An 11325-nucleotide genomic window follows, 5' to 3' on the forward strand; every position below is an offset into this window, starting at 1 on the left:
GGCACGGGCACCCCGACGGCCTCCCCCTCTGTCATCTCAACCTGAGAGTTTCACCGGACCGTCCGCTGACGACCCGGTTTTCACCGTCGGTGAGAGCGGAGGCCATCGACGCCCGCCCTGCTTTCCAGAGTGACCTCGTCCGTGCGGTACGTGAGCCTGAGAGATTCCGGGGAGGATTTGCTCCTTCGGCGCCTCCGATGAAGCATGGAGGACTCTCCCGCACGGGGTCAGCAGCCGCCTGCCAGCCTACCAGCGAGGACAAGAGCCGAACCTTCGAGTGGCCGCCTTCCTGAATGTGCTCTTTTGTAGTGCTTACGGATGAGTTGCGACCAAGAGGAGGGACCGTGCAGACCGACATCGATCCGCGCAACCTGATCGGCCGCAAGGCGTTCGACCGCAATGGCACCAAGATCGGCACGATCGACGAGGTCTACCTCGACGACGCGACCGGGATCCCGGAGTGGGCGGCCATACGCACAGGCCTGTTCAGCAGGGACGCCTTCGTGCCCCTGGAGCCCAGTGAACTCGTCGAGGGCGCCCTTCGCATCCCCTTCGACCGAGCCCTGATCAAGGACGCCCCCGACTTCGGCGTCGGACGCCACCTCTCTCCCGAGCAGGAACTCCAGCTCTACCACCACTACGGTCTCGACGTGGCGCCCGCTCCGCCCCCGCCGGACCGCGACTTCGGCCGACTCGCGGGCACGGAGGACGCCTGAGGTCCGGGGTCCGCAACCCGGGGCTCCGGATCCCCCGGTCTTCGTTCCACCAGAGGCAGCGGTTCCGCCGGCTCCAGCTCCGGATCGTCGGTCCGGAACGTCCGTACGCGCCCGGGCTCGGAGTACGGCGTCTCGAACCGCACGGTGACCCGCCCGAGGCCGCTGCCCTGCACCCATCCGTGCCCGAACTCGGCATGCCGCACGTCGTGCCCCGCAGGCCACCTCCGCTCGGCGGGTGGCACATGCTCCTCGGAGGACTCCTGCGGCGTCTCCTCCGCGGAATGCTCCTGGACCGCCGGCTCCCCCACGGCGGCCTGCGCCTGCGCATGCGCCTGCGCGAACAGGTCCTCCTGCGTGTAGTCGGCGAGCCCGGTCACGCCCACACCCAGCAGTCGTACGCCACCGGTCGTGTCCACCGCCTCCAAAAGCCGCGCGGCGGCCTCCCGCACGACCGTCGAATCGTCCGTGGGCCCCCGCAGCGTCTCGGACCGGGTCAGCGTCGAGAAGTCGTACCTGCGCACCTTCAGGACGATGGTCCGCCCCGACAGCCCCGCCCCACGGAGCCGCCGCACACACCGGTCGGCGAGCCGCTGCACCTCCAGGCCGACCCGCACCCGGTCATGGATGTCCACGTCGTACGTGTCCTCGACCGACACCGACTTGGTCTCCCGCTCGGCCACCACGGGCCGCTCGTCGTGGGCCAACGCCATCGCGTACAGCGCGTGCCCATGCGCCTTCCCCAGGAGCCGTACGAGCTCGTCCTCGCCCGCCTCGGCGATCTCGTCGACGGTGGTGATCCCGGCACGCCGCAGATGGTCCCCGGTCGCGGGCCCCACGCCCGGCAGCGTACGCACCGACATCGGCCCCAGCAGCGCCCGCTCGGTCCCCGGCTCTATCACGACCAGACCGTCGGGCTTGGCCTGTTCCGAGGCGATCTTCGCGAGCATCTTGGAAGCGGCGAGCCCCACAGATCCCGTGAGCCCCGTGACGGCCCGGATGTCCGCGCGCAGCTTGACCCCTGCCAGCCGCGCCGAGCCTTCGTCCCAGGCCGTTCCCCCCGCTTCGAGGTCCACGAAGGCCTCGTCCAGGCTCAGCGGTTCCACGAGCGGCGAAAGGCCCCGCAGCAGTCCCATGACCTGCTCGCTGACCTCGCGGTAGAGCCCGAAGCGCGGCACCAGATACGCGGCGTTCGGCGCGAGCCGGCGCGCCTGGGCCATGGGCATCGCCGAGTGCACTCCGAAGACGCGGGCCTCGTACGAGGCGGTGGCGACGACTCCGCGCGGCCCGAGCCCGCCCACGACGACCGCTTTCCCGCGCAGGCTCGGCTTGGATGCCTGCTCCGCCGAGGCGAAGAAGGCATCCATGTCGAGATGCAGGATCGTGGGCGCGGTTCTCACATCTCCGATGCTGCCCTACGCCACTGACAATGCCCCCGGTCGGCCCGCGCCCCGTGCCCCTCTCCCGGCCCCGGACGACTCCCCTGCCGCCACGCCCGGGCCTCAGACGGCCCGGTTGCGCCGTCGCGCCAGCTCGTCCGCGGGGTGGTGTCCGACGAGCGTCTCACCCGTGTCCACGCGCTCTCCGTGCAGCTGCGAGAGCGCGCTCTCGACGTCCCGCCACACCACACCCACGGCGATACCGAAGACCCCCTGGCCACCCTGGAGCAGGGCGTGGACGTCATCGGGGGACGTGCACTCGTAGACCGTCGCGCCGTCGCTCATCAGCGTCATCCGCTCCAGGTCCCGGAAGCCGCGCTCCCTGAGGTGCTGGACGGTGGTGCGAATGTTCTGCAGCGACACCCCGGTATCGAGGAACCGCTTGACGATCTTCAGGACGACCACGTCCCGGAAGCTGTAGAGGCGCTGCGTGCCGGACCCGTAGGCGGGCCGCACACTCGGCTCGACCAGACCGGTCCGCGCCCAGTAGTCGAGCTGCCGGTAGGTGATGCCCGCGGCGGCGCACGCCGTGGGACCGCGGTAGCCGATTTCCTCGGGAACCGCCCCTGCCTCGCCGGGCACTGCCGTCGGCCGCCGCGGAACATGATCGGCCGCGCTGCCGTGAAGCGGGTACGGGCCGCTCTCCCCCGGACCGCGTCCGGGGGCACCCCCAGCCGTACCGTCGCCGCTGCTACTCACGCCGACCTCCGTCCTTGACCCTCTCGACGGTAGGCAGTCACCAGGGGTGCGTCAACGATCGCCACACTCGGCACGCCGAGTGATAATCACCCTAGGAGTGGTTTCCCGTGCCCCACCGCGGGGAAAGGCTAGCCGAATGCTCTCGGAGCGGACCGCGGCGCACCACACTGGCCGCAGGCAAATGCCGCCCGGAGCGCGCTGACGCTTCAGGTCGTCACTGGCTGTTGGTGCCGAAGTCCTCGGGCGAGATCTGGTCGAGGAACTCGCGGAACTTCTCCACCTCGTCCTCCTGCTCGTCCGGGATTGCGATGCCGGCGTCGTCGAGCACCCCGTCGCTGCCGTAGATCGGCGTCCCGGTGCGCAGCGCCAGCGCTATGGCGTCCGACGGCCGCGCGCTCACCTCGACCCCGCTGGCGAACACCAATTCCGCATAGAAGACGCCCTCACGCAGGTCCGTGATGCGCACTTCGGTGAGCTCCTGGCCGACGGCCTCCAGCACGTCCTTGAACAGGTCGTGGGTCAGCGGTCGCGCGGGGGCCATGCCCTGCTGGGCGAAGGCGATCGCCGTCGCCTCCCCCGGTCCGATCCAGATGGGGAGGTAGCGGTCGCCTCCCACTTCACGCAGAAGCACGATCGGTTGGTTGGAGGGCATTTCGACCCGGACACCTACGACATCGAGCTCGTTCACACAGCAACCCTAGGCCGTGCCCGGGACGTTTGGGTAGTCGGGCACAGAACGGGTGGACGATCCACAGCCTGGGCGCGCGCCCCGGATCAGGGAAGTCGCACTCCGAGCGCGGTCTGCACCAGCGCCGCGTGCAGTTTCACCGTGAGCCCCGCCAGCTCCTTCGTACGGGCCTCCGCGTGCGCCCTGGTCTGCGGATTGCGATGGCGGCGCAGCGGGGCCACCACCTGGTCCACAAGGCCCGCATCGCGGTCGGCAGCGGCCTTCATCGCGCGCAGATGGCGCGGCTCGATCCCGAACCTCCCCAGCTCGACGACGAGCGCGGCAACGGTCACCGCCTCGGCGTCGTACGCACCGTCCGACAGCGGTGCGATCAGCCCGTACGACTCCCACTCCTCGAGTTCCTGCTCGCCGATCTCCGCGGCGGCCAGCAGCTCGGCACGGCCCACGCGCGCCGCCGTGGGCACCTCGGGCTCTCCGAAGAGGTCACCGAGCGACTCACCGTCGCCGGAGTCGCGCTGACGCCCCACCGACGGCAGCCGGACCGGCTCACCCCGCTCCAAAGCGTCCAGGTGCTCGCGAATCACCTTCAGCGGCAGGTAGTGGTCCCGCTGCATCCTCAGGACGTGACCGAGGCGCTCGACGTCGTTCGCGCTGAACTTGCGATACCCCGAGGGGGTTCGCTGCGGCTCGATGAGCCCCTCCGACTCCAGGAACCTGATCTTGGAGATGGTGACTTCGGGGAACTCGTCGCGCAGCACATTCAGCACCACGCCGATGCTCATCAGCCCACTGTCCGCGGCGGCGGTACCGCTGCCGGCACCGCCGCTCGGTCTTTGAAGCATGGACCTTCCTGGGGGTCCCCCCGGACGGAGCCCGGGGGACGGTCAGATGCCCCGCTGGCTCGCGTAGAAGACCAGCCGGTACTTGCCGATCTGCACCTCGTCACCGTTCGACAGAGCGACCTGGTCGATCCGCTCGCGGTTGACATACGTGCCGTTCAGGCTGCCGACGTCGGCCACCGTGAACGAGCCGTCCGCGACGCGGCGGAACTCCACATGGCGGCGCGACACCGTCACGTCGTCCAGGAAGATGTCGCTCTGCGGATGACGCCCGGCCGTGGTCAGCTCGCCGTCCAGCAGGAAGCGGCTGCCCGAATTCGGGCCACGGCGCACCACCAGGAGCGCCGAGCCGAGCGGCAGCGCGTCGACGGCCGCCTGCGCCTCCGGGGAGAGCATCGGCGAGGGCGTCTGGCCCGTCACCTCGGCGTCATAGGCCTCAAGACCCGAAATGGAGATCGTGGACGTCGTCTCGGACGGACGCTCCGCGCCGCCCCGCAGCGGCGCACCGCAGTTGGAGCAGAAGCGGCTGTTCTCCGCGTTGCGGTTACCGCACCTCGTACACACCAGGGCCGACATGGACGGATCCTCCTGCCGCGGCTGCCCACCAGGGGCATGGGACGCGTACGGGTCCGGGGTAAACCCTCTACCCGTACTTGAGGTCGACGGATCCCCGAAACCTATGCGGCCGGACTGGGCAGGGTCAACAGACGGCGCGCCCTGACCACCGGAAATGTCACCGACCTGGTCCCGGAACAGCGGGCGGTCGCCGCCCTGGCCCTCCACGTCTCCATGGCGCGGTGCGCGGTGGCGGGCAGTCGCATTGTCACCGCTGCCCTCTCGCGCGCTCTTGCCGAACAACTTCGCAAACAACTTCACGGGCGATTCCCCTTGACCGAAACAGACCCGCCCGTGGGGCAGGACGAACCCTGATTGAACACACCGGTCGACCCGGACATCCTCACAACGTCCGTATCCACCAGACAGTTTCCACCACGCACCACCCATTCGGTGCGCCGACCCCCCGCAACCTCATGTCCTCGCCTGACGCCCGCCATGCGACCGCGGCTCACTGGGAGGACGACCGAGCGTAGTCAGGCCGCTTCGCCGGTCGCAAGGCGTCTACAACGATCTTCGTCGAGCGGTCCACCGTAACGGTGGCCTGCTCCTTCTCCATTGTCTGCACCACGCCTCCGGGGATGTTCAGCGCCGGTTCCAGATCCTGCGGTTTGCCGATGACCTTGAAACGATAGGGCTGGGTGATCTGGTTCCCGTCGACCTTCACTCCGCTTCCGGAGTCCGTCAGGTATGTGCTGGCGACTACGCGTACGCCGTTCACCTGGATCGCTTCCGCGCCGGCCGCGCGCAGCTCCTGGATCGCGTCGAGCAGCATGTCCGCCTTGACCGTCCCCTTCGTGTCGTCGATCGTCAGGGTGATGCCGGGTCCCTGCGCAGCCACGGTGCCCGCCAGAATGCCGAGTTGCTTCTCCTTCTCGACCGTCTGCTTGCGAGCCTCCTCGGCCTGGTCCGAGCTGTTCTCCAGCTCGGTACGCTGATCTTCGAGACCCTGCTTCTCGTCCTCAAGACGCTGAGTTCGGTTGTCGAGTTCATCGAGGATGCGTACGAGATCTTCCTGACGTGCACCGCGCAGGGCACTGCCGCTGTCACTGTTGGAGGCGACCTGGACGGCCAGGCCGAAGCCGAGGCCGAACAACAGCACGGCGACGATGAGTTGCGCGCGTGTCACACGCGGCGGCCACAGACCCTTCACAAGTCGCTGCCGGCCGGTCAGCGACGGTGCGGCATCCTCTTCGCCATTGCCCTGCTCGGAACTCTCGGGAGCCGCCGCGGGCACCTCGTCGGGCAACTCCTTGCGCAGCCGGTTCTCCGGCGTCTCGGCCGGCCGGGGGGTCTGCGAGGGCTGAGGGCTCTCTTCCTCATTGCTCATCGGCCTCACGCCCGGAAGACGTGCCGGCGGATCGCCGCGGCATTGGAGAAGATCCGGATACCGAGGACGACCACGACACCCGTGGAGAGCTGGGCGCCCACGCCCAACTTGTCGCCCAGGAAGACGATCAACGCGGCCACGACCACGTTCGACAGGAACGACACCACGAAGACCTTGTCGTCGAAGATGCCGTCGAGCATCGCGCGCAGGCCTCCGAACACGGCGTCCAACGCCGCCACCACGGCGATCGGAAGGTAAGGCTCGACGACCGCCGGAACCTCGGGCCGGACCAACAATCCAGCCACGACTCCCACGACGAGGCCCAGTACGGCGATCACGATGTGCCCTTCTCTGTGCTCGGCTGTGCTGTACGTACGATCACACTTGGTGCGGCGGACAACCGGATGTCGTCCTCGACGGAGATGCTGGTCCGGATGCCGAAGTTCTCTTGCAGGGCGTGCAGATACAGGCCGTCGGCACTGTTCTGGAACCTGGTGCTGAGCCGCTCGCCGTCCCCCACCGCGAGCACCGTGTACGGGGGCACCAGCGGCTTGTTGTCGACCAGTATCGCGTCACCCGCGGCCCTGATCGCCGACAGGGCCGTCAGCCGCTGTCCGTTGATCGCGATGGCCTCGGCGCCCGACTCCCAGAGCCCGTTGACGACGCGCTGCATGTCACGGTCGCGCACGCGTCCCGTGTCGGAGAACCCGGAGGTCTCCCGCGGATTGCCGTTGCCACCCGTGCTGGCTTCCTTGGCGTCGTTCACGACGAGCTTCACGCCGGGGCCGTGCACATCGGTGGCGCCCGACAGAATGCTCACCAGGTCGACCTGCCCACCGCCGCTCTTCTTCAGCGCCTCGCGCTGCCGCGCGTTCACATCGGCACGCAGAGTGTCGACATTGCCCTCGAGCTTGTCGGCGGCCGTGGTCTCACGCTCGATGCGGTCGATGAGCTCCTGGCGCTCCTTGGCGACGACCGGGGCCGCGATCCGTGCGTTCGCCGCCCCTACCGTCACCACAAGGGCCGCGAGCACCAGACCGGCGGCCAGACCGAACTTCGCCCGCACCGTCTTCGGCATCCCACCGCCGCCCTCGGCCTTCTTACGGGCAGCGACCTCGGCATATCCGTCGTCGAGGCTGTGGTCCATGACGTTGGTGAGCAGCGACATGGAGGCGTCCGGGCGCGAGGGGCGCGGAGCGCTGCTCCGAATGGGGGGCTGCTGCGGCATGCCGCACATCGTCGCACGTCGCGGGCGCTACCTCCGAATGGCCCCACCGGCGTGCCGGACAGGCCCCCTTGGGGGCACTTGTCCGGCACGCGCGCGTGCTGGGTGTTTCAGCGACCGGCGCTGTCCACCACGGCCGCCCACTCGTCGAGCAGTGCCTCCGCGGACTCGTCGTCGGGCCCTTCGGCCCACAGATGCGTGACGGCCTCGGCGGGGTCCGGGAGCACCATCACCCAGCGCCCGTCCGTCTCCACGACCCGTACACCGTCGGTCGTGTCCACGAAGCGGTCTCCGGCCTCTTCCACGACCCGACGCATCACAAGTCCCTTGACGGCCCAGGGAGTCGCGAGATCGCGCTTGAGGACGTGCGCCCGCGGAATCCGCGCGTCGATCTGGCTGAGGGTGAGCTGCGTCCGCGCCACCAGCCCGATGAGTCGTACGAAGGCGGCCGCGCCGTCGAACACGCCGCTGAACTCCGGAATGATGAAGCCACCGCGCCCGTCGCCCCCGAAGATCGTCGACTCTTCGCGCCCGACCCGCGTCAGATCATCGGGAGACGTGGTCGTCCACTCCACCTGCGTGCCGTGGTACGCCGCCACCTGCTCGGCGATCCGCGTGGTGGTCACCGGCAGCGCCACCCGCCCACTGCGCCGCTCCGCGGCCACCAGGTCGAGCATGACGAGCAGGGCCCGGTCGTCCTCGACGATCCGCCCCTTCTCGTCGACGAGCGAGAGCCGCTCACCCACCGGGTCGAAGCGCACCCCGAACGCCGCCCGCGCGGACGCCACGATCTCGCCCAGCCGCACCAGACCGGCCCGCCGGGTGTCCGCCGTCTCCGTAGGCCGCGATTCGTCGAGACCCGGGTTGATGGTCAGCGAGTCGACCCCGAGCTTGCCCAGCAAGCTGGGCAGGACGAGGCCGGCGCTGCCGTTCGAGGCGTCCACGACCACCTTGAGCCCGGATTCCGCGATACCGCTGGTGTCGACATTCCTCAGCAGCGACCCTGTGTACGAGTCGAAGACGCTGGACGGGAAGTGCAGATCCCCGATCTCACCGGGGAACGCACGCCGGTACTCCTGCCGCGCGAAGACACGGTCCAGCTTCCGCTGCCCAGCCTGCGACAGGTCCGCTCCCGCTCCGTCGAAGAACATGATGTCGACGGAGTCCGGAACACCGGGCGTCGTCCGGATCATGATCCCGCCCGCACTGCCCCTGGCAGTCTGCTGCCGGGCCACCGGCAGCGGTACGTTCTCCAGGTCGCGTACGTCGATGGCGCTGGCCTGCAGCGCCGAGATGACCGCCCGCTTCAGCGCGCGGGCGCCTCGGGAGTGGTCACGGGCCGTGGTGACGGTGGAGCCCTTCTTCAAGGTCGTCGCGTACGCTCCCGCGAGACGCACGGCCAGCTCCGGGGTGATCTCCACGTTCAGGATGCCGGACACGCCTCGGGCGCCGAAGAGATGCGCCTGGCCTCGCGACTCCCAGATCACCGAGGTGTTGACGAAGGCGCCGGCCTCGATGGTCTTGAACGGGTAGACGCGTACGTTGCCCTGGATGATCGATTCTTCGCCGACGAGGCATTCGTCGCCGATGACGGCTCCGTCCTCGATCCGCGCGGCCCGCATGATGTCGGTGTTCTTCCCGATGACGCAGCCGCGCAGATTGCTGTGCTGACCGATGTACACGTTGTCGTGCACAACGGCCCTGTGCAGGAATGCGCCGCTCTTGACGACGACATTCGAGCCCACAACGGTGTGCTCTCGGATTTCGGTGTTCGCCTCGACCTTGGCGTAGTCCCCGATGTAGAGCGGTCCGCGCAGTACCGCGTCGGGGTGTACTTCCGCGCCCTCGGCGACCCATACGCCCGGGGAGATCTCGAAGCCGTCGATCTCGACGTCGACCTTGCCCTCCAGGACATCGGCCTGCGCCTTCACATAGCTCTCGTGCGTACCGACGTCCTCCCAGTAGCCCTCGGCGACATAGCCGTAGATCGGCTTGCCTTCCTTCATCAGCTGAGGGAAGACATCGCCGGACCAGTCGACGGAGACATCGGCCTCGACATAGTCGAAGACCTCGGGCTCCATGACGTAGATACCCGTGTTCACGGTGTCCGAGAAGACCTGACCCCAGGTCGGCTTCTCCAGGAAGCGCTCGACCTTGCCCTCTTCGTCCACGATGGTGATGCCGAATTCGAGGGGGTTCGGTACACGCGTCAGACAGACGGTGACGAGCGCGCCCTTTTCCTTGTGGAAATTAATGAGGTCGGTGAGATCGAAGTCGGTCAGAGCATCGCCGGAGATGACGAGGAAGGCGTCGTCCTTCAGCGCCTCCTCGGCGTTCTTGACACTCCCGGCGGTACCGAGTGGCTTCTCCTCATTGGCATAGGTGAGCTCCATACCGAGCTCTTCGCCATCACCGAAGTAGTTCTTGACCAGTGATGCCAAGAACTGGACAGTAACGACGGTCTCGTTGAGCCCATGCCTTTTGAGCAGCCTGAGCACGTGCTCCATGATCGGGCGGTTCACCACCGGCAGGAGCGGCTTGGGCATGCTTGAGGTCATGGGACGAAGGCGTGTGCCTTCGCCTCCGGCCATCACGACGGCCTTCATGTCGGAAGCGTCCTCCTTGAAGAGACGACGGTCTAGCCGACTTCACCCGTCCAGATTGTCCCGCACTTTTCGTCCGCGGGCCAACGAGCCACTACAGCCCGCTATCGGCGAGCTCAATCGGCCATGGTGTCCGCCCGGACAAGACGGCGGACCTGAACCACGTAGAGGATCCCTGCCCACCAGTACAGCGTTGTACCCCATCCGGCGAACGCCCATCCGAAAATAGCAGCGAGTGACGCGATCCATCCACTTCCGTCACTGAGCAGTAGCAACGGGAAGGCGTACATCAGGTTGAACGTGGCAGCCTTGCCAAGGAAGTTGACCTGAGGCGGCGGATAGCCGTGGCGCCTGAGGATGCCCACCATCACCAGCAGAACCAGCTCGCGCGCCAAAAGTACAGCGGTCAACCAGAGCGGGAGAATCTCCCGCCAGGTCAGCCCCACCAGGGTCGAAAGAATGTAAAGCCGGTCGGCCGCAGGGTCGAGCAGCCGGCCGAGGCTACTGATCTGGTTCCAGCGGCGGGCGAGCTTCCCGTCCAGATAGTCGCTGATACCGCTCAGCATGAGCACAAGCAGCGCCCAACCGTCACTCTTGGGACCGCCGAACTCCGGCCTGAGGATGAGCCACAGGAAGATGGGTACGCCGACAAGGCGCGCCATGCTGAGGATGTTCGGGATGGTGAGCACCCGGTCCGTCTGGACATGGGTCTCCTGGACCTCCACCCGGGGGCCTCCTGTGGGAAACGAGCCAACGATGCCCCCTGACCTTACCCGCAGCCCATACGCGGTGGAGCGGAGGGGTCGTGGAGACGCCATCGGACAACTCCTCGGGAAACAAAAAAGCTCCGGCCCTTGGGCAATATGCCCAAGAGCCGGAGCTCTACAATTAGTTCGGCGGCGTCCTACTCTCCCACAGGGTCCCCCCTGCAGTACCATCGGCGCTGTAAGGCTTAGCTTCCGGGTTCGGAATGTAACCGGGCGTTTCCCTCACGCTATGACCACCGAAACACTATGAAACTGTCAACCGCACCATGCCCGGTGGCCCCGGGGCATGGGGTTGTTCGTGGTTTCAGAACCAACACAGTGGACGCGAGCAACTGAGGACAAGCCCTCGGCCTATTAGTACCAGTCACCTCCAGCGGTTACCCGCCTTCCAGATCTGGCCTATCAAC

The 11325-nt window shown here is 67.6% G+C and carries 11 protein-coding genes, 1 rRNA gene and 1 riboswitch; of the genes, 1 reads left to right on the forward strand and 11 read right to left on the reverse strand.

What is annotated here, in order from left to right:
* Positions 1-134: 134 nt before the first annotated feature.
* A riboswitch (glycine riboswitch) is annotated at positions 135-230 on the reverse strand.
* A 114-nt stretch (positions 231-344) separates the two neighbouring features.
* Positions 345-716 carry a PRC-barrel domain-containing protein gene (locus ACIBK0_RS17305; RefSeq protein WP_399080397.1) on the forward strand — a complete coding sequence of 124 codons (372 nt, stop codon included), beginning with the start codon at positions 345-347 and terminating at the stop codon, positions 714-716.
* Here ACIBK0_RS17305 and ACIBK0_RS17310 read toward each other — a convergent pair.
* From ACIBK0_RS17310 to rrf, 11 genes are all read right to left on the reverse strand, one after another.
* Positions 638-2113: a DNA polymerase IV gene (locus ACIBK0_RS17310; protein ID WP_399080399.1), complete on the reverse strand. Its 1476-nt coding sequence runs from the start codon at positions 2111-2113 to the stop codon at positions 638-640. The two genes, ACIBK0_RS17305 and ACIBK0_RS17310, sit on opposite strands and share 79 nt — an antisense overlap.
* 102 nt (positions 2114-2215) lie before the next feature.
* On the reverse strand, positions 2216-2851 hold the full coding sequence (locus tag ACIBK0_RS17315; protein WP_399080401.1) for a MerR family transcriptional regulator: 636 nt from the start codon (positions 2849-2851) through the stop codon (positions 2216-2218).
* A gap of 214 nt (positions 2852-3065) precedes the next feature.
* The gene (locus ACIBK0_RS17320) at positions 3066-3539 is read right to left on the reverse strand and encodes a bifunctional nuclease family protein (RefSeq protein WP_006123076.1); all 474 of its coding nucleotides are present in this window, start codon (positions 3537-3539) and stop codon (positions 3066-3068) included.
* Positions 3540-3625: 86 nt separating this feature from the next.
* Positions 3626-4381, reverse strand: coding sequence for a MerR family transcriptional regulator (locus tag ACIBK0_RS17325; RefSeq protein WP_399080403.1), 756 nt, complete (start codon positions 4379-4381; stop codon positions 3626-3628).
* Between the two features lie 42 nt (positions 4382-4423).
* Positions 4424-5383 (reverse strand): FHA domain-containing protein, encoded by a 960-nt coding sequence (locus ACIBK0_RS17330; RefSeq protein WP_399080405.1) that lies wholly within the window; start codon positions 5381-5383, stop codon positions 4424-4426.
* 61 nt (positions 5384-5444) lie between these two features.
* Complete coding sequence (locus ACIBK0_RS17335; RefSeq protein ID WP_399080407.1) at positions 5445-6323, reverse strand: DUF881 domain-containing protein; 879 nt, start codon at positions 6321-6323, stop codon at positions 5445-5447.
* A gap of 5 nt (positions 6324-6328) precedes the next feature.
* Positions 6329-6661, reverse strand: a complete 333-nt coding sequence (locus ACIBK0_RS17340; RefSeq protein WP_003988855.1) for a small basic family protein — start codon at positions 6659-6661, stop codon at positions 6329-6331.
* Positions 6658-7560 carry a DUF881 domain-containing protein gene (locus ACIBK0_RS17345; protein WP_399080409.1) on the reverse strand — a complete coding sequence of 301 codons (903 nt, stop codon included), beginning with the start codon at positions 7558-7560 and terminating at the stop codon, positions 6658-6660. The genes ACIBK0_RS17340 and ACIBK0_RS17345 overlap by 4 nt, the downstream gene beginning before the upstream one ends.
* A gap of 98 nt (positions 7561-7658) precedes the next feature.
* Positions 7659-10154, reverse strand: coding sequence for a sugar phosphate nucleotidyltransferase (locus ACIBK0_RS17350; protein WP_399080412.1), 2496 nt, complete (start codon positions 10152-10154; stop codon positions 7659-7661).
* Between the two features lie 113 nt (positions 10155-10267).
* Positions 10268-10876: a CDP-alcohol phosphatidyltransferase family protein gene (locus ACIBK0_RS17355; protein WP_399080414.1), complete on the reverse strand. Its 609-nt coding sequence runs from the start codon at positions 10874-10876 to the stop codon at positions 10268-10270.
* A 166-nt stretch (positions 10877-11042) separates the two neighbouring features.
* Positions 11043-11159: ribosomal RNA gene (rrf, locus tag ACIBK0_RS17360) — 5S ribosomal RNA — on the reverse strand.
* Positions 11160-11325 lie beyond the last annotated feature (166 nt).

Origin of the sequence: Streptomyces sp. NPDC050564 (assembly GCF_044457265.1) — a bacterium.
In the GTDB taxonomy this organism is placed as follows: Bacteria; Actinomycetota; Actinomycetes; order Streptomycetales; family Streptomycetaceae; genus Streptomyces.

Bases quoted from the DNA above. Each gene is read 5' to 3' on its own strand.
- ACIBK0_RS17345 (WP_399080409.1), bottom strand. From the start codon at position 7,560: ATGTGCGGCATGCCGCAGCAGCCCCCCATTCGGAGCAGCGCTCCGCGC.
- ACIBK0_RS17325 (WP_399080403.1), bottom strand. From the start codon at position 4,381: ATGCTTCAAAGACCGAGCGGCGGTGCCGGCAGCGGTACCGCCGCCGCG.
- ACIBK0_RS17350 (WP_399080412.1), bottom strand. From the start codon at position 10,154: ATGAAGGCCGTCGTGATGGCCGGAGGCGAAGGCACACGCCTTCGTCCC.
- ACIBK0_RS17330 (WP_399080405.1), bottom strand. From the start codon at position 5,383: ATGGGTGGTGCGTGGTGGAAACTGTCTGGTGGATACGGACGTTGTGAG.
- ACIBK0_RS17335 (WP_399080407.1), bottom strand. From the start codon at position 6,323: ATGAGCAATGAGGAAGAGAGCCCTCAGCCCTCGCAGACCCCCCGGCCG.